The 17,643-nt window shown below is 61.6% G+C and carries 20 protein-coding genes; all 20 read left to right on the top strand.

Annotated elements, in window-relative coordinates; genetic code table 11:
- Complete coding sequence (locus C4J86_RS19615; protein WP_124364014.1) at positions 1 to 531, top strand: YceD family protein; 531 nt, start codon at positions 1 to 3, stop codon at positions 529 to 531.
- A 13-nt stretch (positions 532 to 544) separates the two neighbouring features.
- Positions 545 to 727 carry a 50S ribosomal protein L32 gene (gene rpmF / locus C4J86_RS19610; protein ID WP_008152339.1) on the top strand — a complete coding sequence of 61 codons (183 nt, stop codon included), beginning with the start codon at positions 545 to 547 and terminating at the stop codon, positions 725 to 727.
- Positions 728 to 731: 4 nt separating this feature from the next.
- Positions 732 to 1,742: a phosphate acyltransferase PlsX gene (gene plsX / locus C4J86_RS19605; protein WP_124371572.1), complete on the top strand. Its 1,011-nt coding sequence runs from the start codon at positions 732 to 734 to the stop codon at positions 1,740 to 1,742.
- Positions 1,743 to 1,868: 126 nt separating this feature from the next.
- On the top strand, positions 1,869 to 2,813 hold the full coding sequence (gene fabD / locus C4J86_RS19600; protein WP_124371571.1) for an ACP S-malonyltransferase: 945 nt from the start codon (positions 1,869 to 1,871) through the stop codon (positions 2,811 to 2,813).
- A 29-nt stretch (positions 2,814 to 2,842) separates the two neighbouring features.
- Complete coding sequence (gene fabG / locus C4J86_RS19595; RefSeq protein ID WP_124368026.1) at positions 2,843 to 3,586, top strand: 3-oxoacyl-ACP reductase FabG; 744 nt, start codon at positions 2,843 to 2,845, stop codon at positions 3,584 to 3,586.
- Positions 3,587 to 3,777: 191 nt separating this feature from the next.
- Positions 3,778 to 4,014, top strand: a complete 237-nt coding sequence (acpP, locus tag C4J86_RS19590) for an acyl carrier protein (RefSeq protein WP_010566559.1) — start codon at positions 3,778 to 3,780, stop codon at positions 4,012 to 4,014.
- A 128-nt stretch (positions 4,015 to 4,142) separates the two neighbouring features.
- Positions 4,143 to 5,387, top strand: coding sequence for a beta-ketoacyl-ACP synthase II (gene fabF, locus C4J86_RS19585; RefSeq protein WP_124364010.1), 1,245 nt, complete (start codon positions 4,143 to 4,145; stop codon positions 5,385 to 5,387).
- Complete coding sequence (gene pabC / locus C4J86_RS19580) at positions 5,387 to 6,202, top strand: aminodeoxychorismate lyase (protein ID WP_124371570.1); 816 nt, start codon at positions 5,387 to 5,389, stop codon at positions 6,200 to 6,202. The genes fabF and pabC overlap by 1 nt, the downstream gene beginning before the upstream one ends.
- The gene (gene mltG / locus C4J86_RS19575; RefSeq protein ID WP_124371569.1) at positions 6,203 to 7,324 is read left to right on the top strand and encodes an endolytic transglycosylase MltG; all 1,122 of its coding nucleotides are present in this window, start codon (positions 6,203 to 6,205) and stop codon (positions 7,322 to 7,324) included.
- Positions 7,325 to 7,343: 19 nt separating this feature from the next.
- Positions 7,344 to 7,976, top strand: coding sequence for a dTMP kinase (tmk, locus tag C4J86_RS19570; RefSeq protein WP_124368023.1), 633 nt, complete (start codon positions 7,344 to 7,346; stop codon positions 7,974 to 7,976).
- A complete protein-coding gene (locus C4J86_RS19565) occupies positions 7,969 to 8,958 on the top strand; it encodes a DNA polymerase III subunit delta' (protein ID WP_124371568.1) in 990 nt (329 codons plus the stop codon). Before tmk ends, C4J86_RS19565 begins: the two co-directional genes overlap by 8 nt.
- Positions 8,959 to 9,021: 63 nt before the next feature.
- Positions 9,022 to 9,807, top strand: a complete 786-nt coding sequence (locus C4J86_RS19560; RefSeq protein ID WP_124364005.1) for a TatD family hydrolase — start codon at positions 9,022 to 9,024, stop codon at positions 9,805 to 9,807.
- Positions 9,808 to 10,252: 445 nt separating this feature from the next.
- A complete protein-coding gene (locus C4J86_RS19555) occupies positions 10,253 to 10,918 on the top strand; it encodes a TetR/AcrR family transcriptional regulator (protein WP_124368021.1) in 666 nt (221 codons plus the stop codon).
- 139 nt (positions 10,919 to 11,057) lie between these two features.
- Complete coding sequence (locus C4J86_RS19550; protein ID WP_124371567.1) at positions 11,058 to 12,026, top strand: GTP 3',8-cyclase MoaA; 969 nt, start codon at positions 11,058 to 11,060, stop codon at positions 12,024 to 12,026.
- A gap of 120 nt (positions 12,027 to 12,146) precedes the next feature.
- On the top strand, positions 12,147 to 12,752 hold the full coding sequence (locus tag C4J86_RS19545) for a DUF4823 domain-containing protein (RefSeq protein ID WP_124368019.1): 606 nt from the start codon (positions 12,147 to 12,149) through the stop codon (positions 12,750 to 12,752).
- A gap of 16 nt (positions 12,753 to 12,768) precedes the next feature.
- Complete coding sequence (locus tag C4J86_RS19540; RefSeq protein ID WP_124364001.1) at positions 12,769 to 13,329, top strand: DUF1285 domain-containing protein; 561 nt, start codon at positions 12,769 to 12,771, stop codon at positions 13,327 to 13,329.
- A gap of 70 nt (positions 13,330 to 13,399) precedes the next feature.
- On the top strand, positions 13,400 to 14,113 hold the full coding sequence (locus tag C4J86_RS19535) for a GntR family transcriptional regulator (RefSeq protein ID WP_124368018.1): 714 nt from the start codon (positions 13,400 to 13,402) through the stop codon (positions 14,111 to 14,113).
- Positions 14,110 to 15,111, top strand: a complete 1,002-nt coding sequence (locus C4J86_RS19530; RefSeq protein ID WP_124371566.1) for an ADP-ribosylglycohydrolase family protein — start codon at positions 14,110 to 14,112, stop codon at positions 15,109 to 15,111. The genes C4J86_RS19535 and C4J86_RS19530 overlap by 4 nt, the downstream gene beginning before the upstream one ends.
- Before the next feature lie 51 nt (positions 15,112 to 15,162).
- Positions 15,163 to 16,629, top strand: a complete 1,467-nt coding sequence (locus tag C4J86_RS19525; protein ID WP_124368016.1) for a cytosine permease — start codon at positions 15,163 to 15,165, stop codon at positions 16,627 to 16,629.
- Entirely contained in the window at positions 16,622 to 17,539 is a 918-nt protein-coding gene (locus C4J86_RS19520) for a PfkB family carbohydrate kinase (RefSeq protein WP_124371565.1), read from the top strand. The genes C4J86_RS19525 and C4J86_RS19520 overlap by 8 nt, the downstream gene beginning before the upstream one ends.
- Positions 17,540 to 17,643: the final 104 nt, after the last annotated feature.

Below are 17,643 nucleotides of genomic sequence, written 5' to 3'. Positions count from 1 at the left end.
ATGTTGAATGACCCGATTCCACCTCACGTTGACCCGCGCAAATTGGCTGATCGTGGCACTTCCCTTCAAGGTGAATTGCCGCTGGCCGATTTGGAGAGACTCTGCGACTCGCTTTCCGACACTGTCGGTGCGGTCCAGGCCAAATTCGTTTTTGAACGAGATGAACGTAAGTCTGTGGTAATCCACAGTTTTATCGACACCGAAGTCAAGATGGTTTGCCAGCGTTGTCTTGAGCTGGTCACCCTGCCGATCCACAGCGAATGCAGTTATGCCGTGGTGAAGGAGGGTGCGAATACCCAGTCGTTGCCGAAAGGTTATGACGTGCTGGAACTGGGCGAAGATCCTTTGGATCTGCATGCACTGATCGAGGAGGAGCTTTTGCTCGCCTTGCCCATTGTGCCTGCTCATCATCCGGAAGAATGCCAGCAGCCGGCGGGTCTCGATGACGAGCCCGAACCGAGCGAGGACGAGGTAACGCGGTCCAACCCGTTCAGTGTATTGGCGCAGTTAAAGCGTGACCCAAACGTTTAGGAGTTAATCAATTATGGCTGTTCAGCAGAACAAAAAATCCCGCTCTGCCCGTGACATGCGTCGTTCGCACGATGCCCTGACGGCAAGCACTCTGTCTGTAGAAAAAACCACCGGTGAAATTCACCTGCGTCACCACGTATCGCCAGAAGGCGTATACCGTGGCCGTAAAGTGATCGACAAGGGCGCTGACGAGTAATCACTTGTCTGCTCAAGTCATCGCGATTGACGCAATGGGCGGGGACTTCGGTCCCCGCAGCATTGTTCAGGCCTGCATTGCCAGCCTGTCTGCAACGCCCTCGCTGCACCTGACCCTTGTCGGTCAACCCTCCCTTCTTGAAGAACTGATTGCCAGCCATCCGGCGGTGGATCGTGCGCGCCTGACGGTTACAGCGGCCAGCGAAGCCATCACCATGGACGAAAAGCCGGCAGCGGCCCTGCGCGGCAAGCCCGACTCGTCCATGCGCGTGGCGTTGCAATTGCTGCGCGACGGCAAGGTGCAGGCCTGTGTCAGCGCCGGCAATACGGGCGCGCTGATGGCCTTGTCGCGGCATGTGCTCAAGACGCTGCCGGGCATCGACCGGCCGGCGATGGTGGCGGCGATTCCGACGCAGAAAGGTTATTGCCAGTTGCTGGACCTGGGGGCGAACGTCGACTGCAGTGCCGAGCACCTGTTCCAGTTCGCCGTGATGGGCTCGGTGGCGGCCGAAGCGCTGGGCGTGGTACGGCCACGCGTAGCCTTGCTGAACATCGGCACCGAAGACATCAAGGGCAACCAGCAGGTCAAGCTCGCCGCTGCATTGCTGCAGGGTGCGCGAGGCTTGAACTACATCGGTTTTGTCGAGGGTGACGGTTTGTACCGTGGTGAGGCGGATGTGGTGGTGTGCGACGGGTTCGTCGGCAATATCCTGCTCAAATCCAGCGAGGGCCTGGCGACCATGATCGCCACGCGCATCGAAGCACTGTTCAAACAGAACATGGTGTCGCGTGCTGTTGGCGCCCTGGCGCTGCCATTGATGCGCCGTCTGCAGGCCGACCTGGCCCCGGCCAGGCACAATGGCGCGAGTTTTCTGGGTTTGCAGGGCATTGTGGTGAAAAGCCACGGTTCGGCCGGTGTGGAAGGCTTTCAAAGTGCCATTGCGCGGGCCGTGATCGAGATTCAGGAAAACCTGCCGCAACGTTTGCACGGCCGTCTCGAGGATCTGTTGCCTTAGGCGAATTGGCCCGGGAGTGCTTAAATGTGACCGGCCAGTTCAATTGACCATCCAATCTGTCAGTTTCGTGCGCTCCCACCGTAGGGGCGCCTCTTTCCGACGACAAGATCATTAGGGGCTTGTTACATGTCTACATCCCTCGCATTCGTCTTTCCAGGGCAGGGTTCGCAGTCCCTCGGCATGTTGGCCGAGCTGGGCGCGCAATACCCGCTGATCCTGGACACCTTCAAGGAAGCTTCCGACGCACTGGGTTATGACCTGTGGGCGTTGACCCAGCAGGGGCCGGAAGAGCAACTCAATCAAACCGATAAAACCCAGCCGGCCATTTTGACCGCTTCGATCGCCCTGTGGCGTTTGTGGCTGGCCGAAGGCGGCGCGCGCCCGGCGTTCGTTGCCGGCCACAGCCTGGGCGAATACAGCGCGCTGGTCGCGGCGGGCAGCCTGACCCTCGCTGAAGCGGTCAAACTGGTCGAGCGTCGTGGCCAATTGATGCAGGAAGCCGTTCCGGCCGGACAGGGCGGCATGGCCGCTATCCTGGGCCTGGACGACGTCGTGGTGATCGAAGCCTGTGCCGAAGCGGCCCAGGGCGAAGTGGTCAGCGCGGTCAACTTCAACTCCCCTGGCCAAGTGGTTATCGCCGGTGCCAAGGCGGCGGTCGAACGCGCCATCGAAGGCTGCAAGGCCCGTGGCGCCAAGCGTGCGCTGCCGTTGCCGGTCAGCGTGCCGTCGCACTGCGAACTGATGCGCCCGGCCGCCGAGCGTTTTGCCGAGTCTATCGCTGCCATCAACTGGCAGGCGCCGCAGATCCCGCTGGTGCAGAACGTTAGCGCGGCGGTTGCCCCTGACCTCGACACCCTCAAGCGCGACCTGCTGGAGCAGCTCTACAAGCCAGTACGCTGGGTGGAATCGGTGCAGACCCTGGCCGCCAACGGCGCCACCGAGCTGGTCGAGTGCGGTCCGGGCAAAGTCCTGGCCGGCCTGAACAAGCGCTGCGCCGACGGTGTGTCGACTGCCAACCTCAATACCCCTGAAGCCTTCGCTGCCGCTCGCGGCACTGGCCTGAACGCTTAATCCCGATTTTGTACTTAGGAGAAGCCTGCATGAGTCTGCAAGGTAAAGTTGCACTGGTTACCGGCGCAAGCCGTGGCATCGGCCAGGCCATCGCCCTGGAGCTGGGCCGTCAGGGCGCCGTTGTGATCGGCACCGCCACTTCCGCTTCGGGCGCCGAGCGTATCGCCGCGACCCTCAAGGAAAACGGCGTGCAGGGCACGGGCCTCGAGCTGAATGTGACCAGTGATGCGTCCGTGGCGGCCGTGCTGGCTGAGATCACCGCTCAGTTCGGTGCGCCGGCGATTCTGGTGAACAATGCCGGTATCACCCGCGATAACCTGATGATGCGCATGAAAGACGACGAATGGTACGACGTGGTCGATACCAACCTGAACAGTCTGTTCCGCCTGTCCAAGGGCGTTTTGCGCGGCATGACCAAGGCGCGTTGGGGCCGAATTATCAATATTGGCTCCGTAGTGGGTGCCATGGGCAACGCCGGCCAAGTAAACTACGCCTCCGCCAAGGCCGGTCTGGAAGGTTTCAGCCGTGCACTGGCGCGTGAAGTCGGTTCGCGGTCGATTACGGTAAACTCGGTGGCCCCAGGGTTCATCGACACCGATATGACCCGCGAACTGCCGGAAGCACAGCGTGAAGCCTTGCTGACGCAGATTCCGCTGGGCCGTCTGGGCCAGGCTCAAGAGATCGCGAATGTGGTCACTTTCCTGGCATCCGACGGTGCGGCATACGTGACTGGGGCTACAATTCCAGTGAACGGCGGGATGTACATGAGTTAAATTGTGACGGATCGCTTCAAAAATATGTCATACGAGCTGTCTAAAATCCGTTATAAAGCTGCAACTTAATTTATAGGCAGGTGGCAGAGCGGGTACAGGGTGAAGCTTTCAGTTGAAAAGCTGAAATGGCTTTCTATACACTTACCCACTGGCCAGCTGCCTGAATTTGTCCATTAGGAGTTAAACAAGGTATGAGCACCATCGAAGAGCGCGTCAAGAAAATCGTTGCCGAGCAACTGGGCGTCAAAGAAGAAGAAGTGACCAACACTGCTTCCTTCGTAGAAGACCTGGGTGCCGATTCCCTTGACACCGTTGAGCTGGTGATGGCTCTGGAAGAGGAATTCGAGACCGAAATCCCGGACGAAGAAGCTGAAAAAATCACTACTGTTCAAGCTGCTATCGACTACGTTACTGCCCACCAGGCGTAATAGTTTGTAGTCGTCGCTTGCTGTCAGGGAAAAACCGCACTGCTGTAACGGCGTGCGGTTTTTTCTTTAAGCGGTGACGAAAAGTACGCTGCGAAGCAGAGTGTCGTCATTAGAAAAAGGAGAGTGCTGTGTCGCGTAGACGCGTCGTAGTCACCGGTATGGGTATGTTGTCGCCACTGGGCACGGATGTGCCAAGCAGTTGGCAGGGCATTCTGGCTGGCCACAGTGGTATCGGTCTGATCGAACACACGGACCTTTCTGCCTATTCCACCCGTTTTGGCGGCTCGGTAAAGGGTTTCAATGTCGAGGAATACCTCTCGATCAAGGAATCCCGCAAGCTCGACCTGTTCATTCAGTACGGCCTGGCAGCCGGTTTTCAGGCTGTGCGCAATGCCGGCCTGGAGGTCACCGACGCCAACCGTGAGCGCATCGGCGTGGCCATGGGTTCGGGTATTGGTGGCCTGACCAATATCGAAGAAACCAGCCGCACGCTGCACGATTCCGGCCCCCGTCGAATTTCACCGTTCTTCGTGCCGGGCTCGATCATCAATATGATTTCCGGTTTCCTGTCGATCCACCTGGGCGCACAGGGGCCTAACTATGCCATCGCAACGGCGTGCACCACGGGCACCCACTGCATCGGCATGGCGGCGCGCAATATCGCCTACGATGAAGCCGACGTGATGATCGCCGGCGGCGCCGAGATGGCCGCCTGCGGCCTGGGCATGGGCGGCTTCGGCGCGTCCCGTGCGCTGTCGACCCGCAACGACGAACCGACCCGTGCCAGCCGTCCGTGGGACAAAGGCCGCGACGGTTTCGTACTGTCCGACGGTGCCGGCGCCCTGGTGCTGGAGGAGTTGGAGCATGCCAAGGCGCGCGGTGCCACCATCTATGCCGAGCTGATCGGCTTTGGCATGAGCGGCGACGCCTATCACATGACCTCGCCACCGGCCGACGGTGCCGGTGCCGCGCGTTGCATCACCAACGCCTTGCGCGATGCGAAGGTCAACGCGGACCAGGTGCAGTACATCAATGCCCATGGCACTTCGACGCCGACCGGCGACCTGGCGGAAGCCGAGGCCATCAAGTCGGTGTTCGGCGAGCATGCCTATAAGCTGGCCGTCAGCTCCACCAAGTCCATGACCGGCCATCTGCTGGGCGCGGCGGGCGCGGTCGAGGCGATCTTCAGTGTCATGGCCATCAAGGACCAGGTCGCTCCGCCGACCATCAACCTCGATGAGCCGGACGAAGGTTGCGACCTGAACTTCGTGCCTCACGAAGCGCAACCGATGCCGATCGACGTGGTGATCTCCAACTCGTTCGGTTTTGGTGGCACTAACGGATCGCTGGTGTTCCGCCGGTTCGCCGAGTGATGCACAGCTGGGTCGACGGTCAGCCAGCGGACAGCGTGCCCCTGAAAGATCGCGGCCTGGCGTATGGCGATGGGGTGTTTGAAACCATCGCGGTCAAGGCCGGGCAGCCGGTGCTGCTTGACCGTCATCTGCAGCGCCTCCAGGAGGGCTGCAGGCGCCTTGGGTTAGCCGCAGATCACGGGCTGGTCCGTAGCGAGGTGCTGGCCTATGCCACAGCCCTTGGCGATGGCGTGCTCAAGTTGATCCTGACCCGTGGCGACAGCCAACGCGGTTATGGCATCGACCCCAAGGCCGCTGCGCGCCGTATCTTGCAGGGCAGTCCGCCTGCCGCTTATCCCGAAACCCATGGAACCGACGGCATTCGCCTGTTTGCGTGTGTCACCCGCTTGGCCGAACAACCGCTGCTGGCCGGGCTCAAACACCTCAACCGCCTTGAGCAGGTGATCGCCCGCGCCGAATGGCAGGATGCCGAGCATGCCGAAGGCTTGATGCTGGATACGTCCGGTCGTGTCATCGAAGGTGTGTTCAGCAACCTGTTCCTGGTGCGCAACGGCTTGTTACTAACCGCTGATCTGAAGCGTTGCGGCGTTGCTGGCGTGATGCGCGCCGAGATCCTGGCCCAGGCGCAAGTGCTGGGCGTCCCGGTGGCTGTGGCCGACATCAGCCTCGAACAGTTGCAGCAGGCCGACGAAGTCTTTGTGTGCAACAGCGTTTATGGCATCTGGCCGGTATGCGAGTGCGCTGGGATGAGCTGGTCGGTTGGCCCGCTCACCCGTAAACTGCAGGGCATTGTTCGCGCGCTATTGGATATTTGAGTGATACGAAAACTGGTTGTACTGCTGCTGATCGGTGTGTGCTCGGCGGCTTTGCTGGCGGGCTTTTGCGCCTGGAAATACAACGCTGCCTTGAAACAGCCGTTGCATTTGACCCAGGAGCAATTGCTCGATGTGCCGACAGGGGCGACGCCCACTGGCACCTTCAATCGTCTGGAAGCCGATGGCGTGCTCGACGGTGCCTTCTGGCTGCGTCTTTATTGGCGTTTCAACCTCGAGGGCCAGCCGCTGCACAGCGGCGAATACCGGATGACCCCAGGCATGACCGCCGAAGGCCTGATCGGCCTGTGGCAGCGTGGGGAAGTGGTGCAATACAGCCTGACCCTGGTGGAGGGGTGGAACTTTCGCCAGGTACGCTCGGCCCTGGCTAAGCATGACAAGATCGTGCAGAGCCTCTCGGGCCTGAGTGACAGCGAAGTGATGGACAAGCTCGGCCATCCTGGCGTGTTCCCTGAAGGCCGCTTCTTTCCCGACACCTACCGTTTCGTGCGCGGCATGACCGATGTCGAATTCCTGAAGAAGGCCTACAACCGCCTCGATGATGTACTGGCCCAGGAGTGGAGCAAGCGCGCGCCTGATGCGCCTTACACTGAGCCTTATCAAGCGCTGATCATGGCCTCTCTTGTAGAAAAGGAGACCGGTGTGCCCGAAGAGCGCGGGCAAATTGCCGGTGTGTTCGTGCGTCGCCTGAAGATGGGCATGATGTTGCAGACCGATCCCACGGTGATCTACGGCCTGGGTGAGCGCTACAACGGCAAGTTGACCCGCGCCCATCTCAAGGAAGCCAACCCCTACAACACCTACATGATCGCCGGCCTGCCGCCGACACCCATCGCCATGGTCGGCCGCGAGGCGATTCATGCCGCACTGAACCCGGTGCCGGGCAGCAGCCTGTATTTCGTCGCCCGTGGCGATGGCAGCCATATTTTCTCGGATGACCTGGATGCGCATAATGCCGCCGTGCGTGAATTTCAACTCAAGCGCCGCGCCGATTACCGTTCCAGCCCGGCACCGGCAGCCAAGCCGCTGGACGACGCGGTGCCACCGGTTGACGGACCGGCAGAGCCTGCGCCGGACACCAGCGCCCCGCAAAGCCCGCAATGACTCTGACTAAGGACTGCCTGTGACTGGCTTGTTTATAACCCTCGAAGGCCCGGAAGGCGCCGGCAAAAGCACCAACCGCGACTACCTCGCCGAGCGCCTGCGTGCTGCCGGCATCGAAGTGGTGTTGACCCGTGAGCCCGGCGGTACGCCGCTGGCCGAGCGCATCCGTGAAGTATTGCTGGCGCCGGGTGATGAGCCGATGAATCCGGACACCGAGCTGCTGCTGGTGTTCGCCGCCCGTGCCCAGCATTTGGCCGAGGTCATCCGACCGGCGCTGGCACGCGGCGCCGTGGTGATCTGCGACCGTTTCACTGACTCCACCTACGCCTACCAGGGCGGTGGTCGTGGGTTGTGCCTGGAGCGTATCGCTACCCTGGAAACCTTCGTGCAGGGCGCTCTGCGTCCAGACCTGACCCTGCTGTTCGACCTGCCGGTGGAAGTGGGGATGGCCCGCGCCAGTGCACGCGGCCGCCTGGATCGTTTCGAACTGGAAGGCCAGGGGTTTTTCGACGCTGTGCGCGCTGCGTTCCTCGCGCGTGCCAAGGCGGAGCCTGCGCGTTATCACCTGCTCGATGCGGCTCAGCCGCTGGCGCAGGTGCAGCACGCCATCGATGCGCTGTTGCCCACCCTGCTGGAGCGCGCTCGTGGCTGATGCCTATCCGTGGCAGGACGGCCTCTGGCAACAATTGGCCGGCCGTGCCCAGCACGCCCACGCCTATTTGCTGCACGGCCCGACAGGCATCGGCAAGCGCGCCCTTGCCGAACGCTTGATGGCCAGCCTGTTGTGCCAGCGCCCGGTCGGCCTGGAAGCCTGCGGCGCATGCAAATCCTGCCTGCTGCTGAAGGCGGGTAGCCACCCTGACAACTATGTGTTGGAACCTGAGGAAGCGGACAAAGCGATCAAGGTCGACCAGGTCCGTGACCTCGTCAGTTTCGTGGTGCAGACCGCGCAGATGGGCGGGCGCAAGGTGGTGCTGATCGAGCCGGTGGAGGCGATGAACATCAATGCCGCCAATGCCCTGCTCAAAAGTCTTGAAGAACCGTCCGGCGACACCGTGCTATTGCTGGTGAGCCATCAGTCCAGCCGCTTGTTGCCGACTATCCGCAGCCGTTGCGTGCAGCAGGCGTGCCCGTTGCCGAGCGAGGCCATGAGCCTGCAATGGCTGGCGCAGGCGCTGCCGGACTGCTCGGAGGAAGAACGCGTCGAATTGCTGACCCTGGCCGCAGGCTCCCCACTGGCTGCGGTGAAGCTGCAGGCCCAGGGCGTGCGCGAGCAGCGTGCACTGGTGGTGGACGGGGTGAAGAAGCTGATCAAGCAGGAACTGTCCGCCACGCAATTGGCCGAAACTGCGTGGAAGGACATTCCCCTGTTGCTGTTGTTCGACTGGTTCTGCGACTGGTCCAGCCTGATCCTGCGCTACCAGCTGACCCAGGACGAAAACGGCCTGGGCCTGCCGGACATGCGCAAGGTGGTGCAATACCTGGCGCAGAAAAGTGCCCAGGACAAGGTGTTGAGCATTCAGGACTGGATCCTCGCCCAGCGCCAGAAGGTGCTCGGCAAGGCCAACCTCAACCGCGTGCTCTTGCTCGAAGCGCTGCTGGTGCAGTGGGTCGGTCTGCTCGGCCGGCGTTAATTTCCGTGGCCAGCGGGTGTATCGTTGGCTAGACACGTTCCGTAACTCAAGTTGTAGAGACCCATGCTCGTAGATTCCCACTGTCACCTTGATCGACTCGACCTCGCTCAGCACGGCGGCTCCCTTGACGCCGCCCTTGAAGCTGCGCGCCAGCGCGGGGTAGGGCACTTCCTGTGCATCGGCGTCAGCGCCGAAAACGCCGCCGACGTCAAAGCCCTCGCCGATCGCTACGCCGACGTGGATTGTTCGGTGGGTATCCACCCGCTGGATCTCAAACCCGGCGAAGCACCGGCCCTGGACTGGCTGTTGGGCGAACTCAATCACCCGCGCGTCGTCGCCATTGGCGAAACCGGTCTGGATTACCACTACGAACCCGAAGCCGCCGACCTGCAGCAGGCCTCGTTCCGCCTGCACCTGCAGGCCGCGCAACAGACCGGCAAACCGGTGATCGTCCACACCCGTGGCGCTCGCGCCGATACCCTGGCGCTGTTGCGTGAAGCCGCGCTGCCCCAGGCGGGTGTATTGCATTGTTTTACCGAGGATTGGGAGATGGCCAAGGCCGCTCTGGACCTGGGCTTCTATATTTCCCTGTCGGGCATCGTTACCTTTCGCAATGCCGACGCGCTGCGTGATGTCGCCCGCCAGGTGCCTGCCGACCGGCTGCTGGTGGAAACCGACTCGCCGTACCTGGCGCCGATCCCCCATCGCGGCAAGCCGAACCTGCCCGAGTATGTGCGTGACGTGGCGGATTATCTGGCAATGCTGCGCGGTGAGTCCTACGAGCGCTTCGCCGAGCAGACCACTGAGAACTTCAGGCGTTTGTTTCCACTGGCCCATGTGGCTTGCTGATCGCGCTCAAATCGCGGGCAAAAAAAACCCGGGTTCTGGGGGGTGAATCCGGGCTAAGACCATTAGGAGTAAAACAAGGGCACACAGTCCGTCGGTACCCAGGTCGACGCGTCACTTGGGGGAGATGTCACGCCGACACTTGAAGTATTGATCACTATCCGATTCAGTCCAGTGTCGATTGGTCGTTTTTTAAACAGATTTGGAATACGCACTCTTCGCTTGAGTTCTCATTGCGCAGGATGCTCGGGTCGAGTGGTGCGTATTGTTTCTGACTGATATCGCCAAAATCGTTGGCGTATTGAAAGTTAAGTGCATAACGGGTTCACATAGGCGTTGCCCAACGACCGTTCAGTCGGGATAATCCCTCGCATCGGGTAAATCGTATCGCCACGTATCAATGGCGCGCGAAACCCTCCCTATTCCGACCTTTGCAGACCTCTTCCTCATGCATAAAGAACCCCGTAAGGTCCGTGAGTTTCGCCGCCGTGAGCAGGAAATTCTCGACACCGCACTCAAATTGTTCCTCGAACAAGGCGAAGACAGCGTCACCGTCGAGATGATCGCGGATGCCGTGGGTATCGGCAAAGGCACTATCTACAAGCACTTCAAGTCCAAGGCCGAGATTTACCTGCGCCTGATGCTCGACTACGAGCGCGACTTGAACGAGCTGCTGCATTCGGCCGATGTCGACAAGGACAAAGAAGCCTTGTCCCGAGCCTATTTCGAGTTCCGCATGCGCGACCCGCAGCGCTACCGCCTGTTTGACCGCCTGGAGGAAAAGGTCGTCAAGGGCCATCAAGTGCCGGAAATGGTCGAGGAACTGCACAAGATCCGCGCCTCGAACTTTGAACGCCTGACCTTGCTGATCAAGGGTCGTATCAGTGAAGGCAAGCTCGAAGACGTGCCGCCGTACTTCCACTACTGCGCCGCCTGGGCGCTGGTGCATGGCGCTGTCGCGCTGTACCACTCACCATTCTGGAGCAATGTGCTGGAAGACCAGGAAGGCTTCTTTCAGTTCCTGATGGACATCGGCGTGCGCATGGGCAACAAGCGCAAGCACAGCGCTGACTTGCCTGGCCCTGAAAAAGCTGGCGAAGCACCCACTGCCTGAGTCATTCATCACGCTGATGGCTCAATGATTTACTGCCAGGCGCAGTACCCTAGGAATATACTCAGGCAAGGATCTTGCTAAAAGCTGATTTATAAGTCAGCTTCTAGCACGCCCGAAATATCCTCTGCCGGAGTGGTTCATGATCGTTGATCGTCAAGGCAGGCGGTTTCGCAATTTGCGGATCAGCCTGACCTCAGCCTGCAATTACGCATGTACCTACTGCGTGCCCAACGGCAAGCGGCTGGTCGCTGCGCAGGACGAACTCTCGGCCCAGGCGATGGCGCGAGGCGTGGCTTATCTGATCGAAGCGGCGGGCATCGACCGCTTGCGCATTACCGGTGGTGAGCCGCTGGTAAGTCCCAAGCTGGAAGCCTTCATGGACGCCGTGGGGCAGATGGGGCTCAGCGATATCAGCCTGACCACCAACGGCCAGTTGCTGGCGCGCAAACTGCCGCTGCTGGTAGACGCGGGTATCCGGCGCATCAACGTTTCCCTCGACACCCTGGATGCCGACGCTTTCCGCAGTATCGCCCGCGGTGGCGACCTGGCCACGGTGCTCGACGGTATGGACCAGGCCCGCGCGGCCGGGATCAAGATCAAGGTCAATATGGTGCCCTTGCGTGGCCAGAACCTGGACCAGGTGATGCCCTTGCTCGATTACTGCCTGGAGCGGGGCTACGAGCTGCGCTTTATCGAGTTGATGCGCATGGGGCACTTGGCGAAGGACTCCAACGCGTTCCTGCAGCAATTCGTCAGCCTGCAACAATTGCTCAGCCTGATCGGCGAACACCACGAATACCTGCAAGCCAATGCGCCCGTCGACGCCACGGCCGTGCGCTATGAAGTGCCGGGCAAGGGCTTCTTTGGCGTGATTGCCAATGAAAGCGTGCCGTTCTGCCGTACCTGCTCGCGCTTGCGTCTGTCCTCCACGGGCTGGTTGCACGGCTGCCTGTCGTCGAGCAACCGTCACTACGTCGGCGACCTGCTGGACAAGCCGCGCCACCAGGCATTGCCGGCGTTGCAGGGGCTGTTGATGAAGGCCCTGGGCGACAAGCAGGAAGTAGCGTTCTCGGGCGGCGCGACGGTGATGAAGATCATCGGCGGCTGATTTGCTCGAATGCCAGTCAGTCAGCGCAGATCCCCCTCCCACATTTGATTCAAGCTGGCGCAGATTCTGCATCTCACGCCCATTCGCCGGTTTTCCGTCACCGGCTTCTGGAGGAATAGGATGCGTAGTCTGGTTTTGTTGCTGGCGTCGTTGGCGCTGAGTGGTTGCATGACCGTCAGCGATATGGCCGAAGGCACCCGCTATCAGATGAGCGACGCCGGCTTGCTCGACCACAGCGATACGCGCCGCACCGCCTCGGTCCGTGTGCAGCCGGATTCCTTTATCTTTATCGCCCAGGGCGCTTTCGTGCCGCCCGGTAGCGCGTATCCGCGACCGAACGTGGTAGCCGAAGAAGCCTTCAACGGCTTCGTCGAATATTTCCCCATGGTGCGTCGCGCCCGTCAGCCCGAAGGCCTTGAACAGGCCATGGCCGAAGCGCGCGCGGCCGGGGCTCATTACTTGCTGTATTGCCGTTTTGCGGCAGCCGACGACCGTATCGGCAACGCCGATGAGTGGACCGACCAGCAAGCCCTGGACCGCCTTGGCCTGGACAGCGGCGTGATCCAAATCATGTTGATCGAGACCAGTACCCAGTATTTGATTGATACTGCACGTATTCGCAGTCGTGGCGGTTTACTGACGTTCCACGACAACTCGCCACAAGATCTGATCGCCCGACCCCTGGCCCAGTACGCCCGGAACTTGCTGGGCATGAGTGATCAGTAAGCCTGAGGAGACCCCCATGACCGATACCGCCAAGGCCAACGACCTGTTGGCGCAACTGCCCAAAGGTAAAGGGCCGGCGCCGGTGCATCTGTGGAACCCGGATTTCTGCGGCCATATCGACATGCGCATCGCCCGTGATGGCACCTGGTTCTATCAGGGCACGCCTATCGGGCGCAAACCCATGGTCAAGTTGTTCTCCAACATCATCCGCCGCGATGGCGATGATTATTTCCTGGTGACGCCCGTGGAGAAGGTCGGCATCCGCGTCGATGACGCGCCCTTCGTCGCCGTCACGCTCGAGGTGCAAGGGCAGGGCGAGAGCCAGGTGCTTACGTTTACCACCAATGTCGACGAACAGATCGACGCCGGCCCTGAACACCCGCTGCGTGTGGTGATCGATCCGCTCACCGAGGAACCGGCGCCTTACCTGCGGGTGCGCAGCAACCTCGAGGCCCTGGTGCACCGCAACGCGTTCTACCAATTGGTCGAGCTGGCCGTGAGTCGCCCGATCAATGGTCAAAACTGGCTTGGCGTCTGGAGCAGCGGGGAGTTTTACCCGATTGGCCTGGAGCCGTGAGATCGGTATTCCGAGCGTCCTGTAATAATTCGCTTGCTGGGAACGCCGGCTTTCAGGTATCAATTTGTACATGATTAGACATGTTCGATTCGATAAGAAAAAACGCGTCGTCGACGAACTCATCCGCCGTATCGAGGGTGGGGTGATCGCTGACGGTTTCCTGTTACCTGGTGAGCATCAACTGGCCGAAGAGTTTGCGGTCAGTCGTGGCACGCTTCGCGAAGCGCTGGCTGAGCTCAAGCGCCGCAACTACATCGCCACCCAAAGCGGTGTCGGCTCCATCGTCACGTTTGACGGTATGGGGCTCGACCAACGCCACGGTTGGGCCCAGGCCCTGGCGGATACCGGCGCGCAGGTGAGCACCGAGGTGTTGCGCTTCGAAGCGGTGACGCGCCCTGACTTGGCCAGCCGTTTCGGCAGCGAACACTTCATTGCCCTCGACCGCCTGAGACGCACGGCCGACGGTACGGCGGTGTCCCTGGAACGCTCGCTGATGCCTGCCACCGGCGACCTGGAAAGCCTGCCCCGCATCGGCCTGATCGACAATTCCCTGACCATCACCCTGGCAGCCTATGGCTATGTAGGCGCCGCAGGCGACCAATGGCTCGGCGCCGAGGCCCTGAGCGATGACGACGCGCTGTTGCTCGGGCGCCCGGCCGGCACGGTATTTCTCAAGGCCTCGCGCACAACCTATGACCGTCGTGAGCGTTTCATGGAGCATGTTGAAAGCTTGCTCGACCCGCTGCACTTTCGTTTGCACCTGCAATTCGGGGCTTCCAAATGACTGCTGAAATTCGCGCGCTTGGCGCTTTCTATGGCCTGGCCCTGGGCGATGCGCTGGGCATGCCCACCCAATCCTTGAGCCGTGAGCAAGTCCGGCAGCGTTTCGGTGCGATCACCGCCCTGCAAGACGCTGGCCCCGATCAACCCATCGCACCGAACATGCCCGCCGGTTCCATCACCGATGACACCGAACAGGCGATCCTGGTCGGTGAGTTGTTAGTGGAAGGCCACGGCACCATCGAACCCAGTGTGCTCGCCCAACGCCTGATCGACTGGGAAGCGGCCATGCGCGCCAAGGGCTCCCAGGATTTGCTCGGGCCGTCCACCAAGCGTGCGATCGACATGATTCTCGCCGGGCACACTCCCGAAGAATCCGGGCGCTACGGCACCACCAATGGCGCGGCCATGCGCATCACGCCGGTCGGCATCGCCGCCGATGTCAGTGACCCGGCGCGGTTCATCCAGGCGGTGATCCAGGCCTGCCAGGTCACCCATAACACCAGCCTGGGCATTGCCAGCGCGGCAGCGGTCGCGGCGGTGGTCTCGGCCGGCATCAACGGCGTCGACCTGGGCGAAGCGCTCAACATCGGCACTCAGGCTGCGCAGCAGGCCGAACACCACGGCCACTGGATGGCCGGCGGACGCATCGCCACCCGCATCAGCTGGGCGCGCACCCTGAGCGTCGGCAGCGGCGACAACGCGCTGTTCGCCGACTTGCTCTATGAATTGATCGGCACCTCCGTCGCCTCCCAGGAATCGGTGGTGGTGTCATTCGCCCTCGCGCAGCAAGTGGCGTCGGGTGACATGAACGCCTTCGAGGCGCTGTGCCTGGCCGCGAGCCTGGGGGGCGACACCGACACCATCGCCGCAATCCTCGGCGCCATGCTCGGTGCCTGTCTGGGCATGCAGTGCTGGCCGCACGCGATGGTCGAGCAGGTCAAACGCGTGAATGGCCTGGACCTGCAACCGCTGGTGCAAAGTCTGCTCGCGTTGCGTTGAGTCATTGACGCGTTGCCACAACCACAACAATAAAGCATCAGGAGCCCCCACATGAGCAGCCCTTCTTCCGGTCAAGGCGCCGGGCAATTGGAAACGCGCGGCATCGAACCTGTCCCGGAAGGCGAGTGCAACGGGCATCCGCTGCAGCTGTTCTGGGTATGGTTCGCGGCCAATATCAGCATCCTCGGCTTGCCGCTCGGCGCCACGCTGGTGGCGTTTCGTGGCCTGGCCATCTGGCAGGCGATCATCGTCGCGGTCCTCGGCGCTGCCGGTTCTTTTGCAGTGGTGGGCATCATTTCCATCGCCGGTCGTCGTGGCCGTGCGCCCAGCCTGACCTTGTCCCGCGCCATCTTCGGCGTACGCGGCAATATCGGGCCGACCCTGGTGTCGCTGATGTCGCGCCTGGGCTGGGAAACGGTCAACACCACCACGGCCGCCTTTGTGTTGCTGTCGCTGTGCTCGATCCTGTTCGGTTCCCCGGTGGAAGCGAAAAGCGCGCCGTTGCTTACCCTGATCTTCATCGGCCTCTTCGTGCTGCTGACCCTGGCCGTTTCCGGCCTGGGCCATGCCACCTTACTGGTGATCCAGAAATGGGCGACCTACGTGTTCGGCGCCCTGAATATCCTGGTGGGCGGCTTCCTCTGCGCCACCATCGACTGGAGCGCGGTGTTCAACGCCACCCCGGCGCCGCTGAGCGCCATGATCATCGGCGTCGGCACCATGGCGGCCGGCACCGGTATCGGCTGGGCCAACGCCGGTGCCGACATGTCGCGTTACCAGCATCGCAGCGTCAAGGCGGTGCGCCTGGTGGCCTCCGCCGCGTTCGGCGCGGGCATTCCGCTGGTGTTACTGATCACCCTTGGTGGCCTGCTGTCGGTGGGTAACAACGACCTGGCGTCGGCCACGGACCCGATCATTGCGATCCGCGACATGCTGCCGACCTGGATGGCGGTGCCCTACCTGATCACCGCGTTCGGCGGGCTGCTGTTGTCGAACAACCTGTCGGTGTATTCCGCCGGCCTCACCACCCTGACCCTGGGCTTGAAGGTCAAGCGTGTGCATGCGGTGATCGTCGACATCGTGGCGATTTTTGCCGGCTCCATTTATTTCATGCTGATCGCCGACAGCTTCTACGGTCCGTTCATTACCTTCATCTCGTTGCTGGCGGTGCCGATCACCGCCTGGGTGGGGATTTTCGTGGTCGACCTGATTCACCGTCACTACTACAGCCCCACGGATTTGCTGGATGTCAGCTCGAGCAGCGCCTACTGGTATCGCGGCGGTGTGGAGTGGCGCGCGTTTGGCGCGTGGGCGTTGGCCATCGTGCTCGGGTTCAGCTTCACCACCATCGGCACCACCGCCGACAACATCTGGTTTGCCGGGCCGCTGTCCGACTCCTGGCTCGGCCATAACGGCCTCGGCTGGGTCGTCACCTTTCTGGTAGCCGGCGGGGTGTACGCAGTATTGGGCGGCGCGGCCGATCGGCGTGCGGCGTTAGTTGAGAGCCCTAATGTCTAGATTGCTGCACACCGGGCAGGTCATCGTCGACCTGGTCATGGCCCTGGATAGGTTACCGGCGAGCGGTGGCGACGTGCTGGCCAGTTCTGCCAGTTTCGAAGCCGGTGGCGGCTTTAACGTCATGGCTGCGGCGCGGCGCAATGGCCTGCCGGTGGTTTACCTGGGGCGGCACGGCAGCGGTCGGTTTGGTGACCTGGCCCGCGCTGCGATGCAGGCCGAAGGGATCGAGATGGCACTGCCGACGAGCGGCGGCAAGGACACTGGCCTGTGCGTGGCCCTGACCGAAGCCACCACGGAGCGCACGTTCATTTCCCATCTCGGTGCCGAGGGTGAACTCAGTGCCGAAGACCTAGCCGGCATCGTCCCGCGTGCCGACGATTACGTGTATGTCAGTGGTTACAGCCTGCTGCTTGAAGGCAAGGCGCAGCCACTGATCGACTGGTTGCTGGCGCTGCCGCGCAAGGTGATGGTGGTGTTCGATCCGGGCCCGCTGGTCAAGGCGCCGGACTCGGCTTTGATGCGCGCGTTGTTGCCGCGTATCGATATATGGACCAGCAACGGCCTCGAAGCCCTGGCATTCACCGGGGCCAGGGATATCGCCGCCGCGTTGCCCGAACTGAGTCGACACCTGCCGGCCGAGACGCTGTTGGTGGTGCGCGATGGGCCGAATGGGTGCTGGGTGGGGCAGGTGGGCGATATCAAGCATGTGCCGGGTTTCAAGGTGCAGGCGGTGGACAGCAATGGTGCGGGGGATGCGCATGCGGGGGTGTTCATTGCCGGGTTGGCAAAGGGCTTGAAACCGGTTGAGGCGGCGCGTCGAGCGAATGCGGCAGCGGCGTTGGCGGTGACGCGCTGGGGGCCGGCAACTTCCCCTGGCACCGCCGAAGTCGACGCATTAGTTTCTGAATAAACACACATCAAAATGTGGGAGGGGGCTTGCCCCCGATTGCAGTGGGTCAGCTATAGATGAACTGGCTGACACTCCGCTATCGGGGGCAAGCCCCCTCTCACATT

The sequence above is a fragment of the Pseudomonas sp. R2-7-07 genome (genome assembly GCF_003852355.1).
Lineage (GTDB): Bacteria > Pseudomonadota > Gammaproteobacteria > Pseudomonadales > Pseudomonadaceae > Aquipseudomonas.
This window is presented reverse-complemented; position numbering and strand designations above follow the sequence as displayed.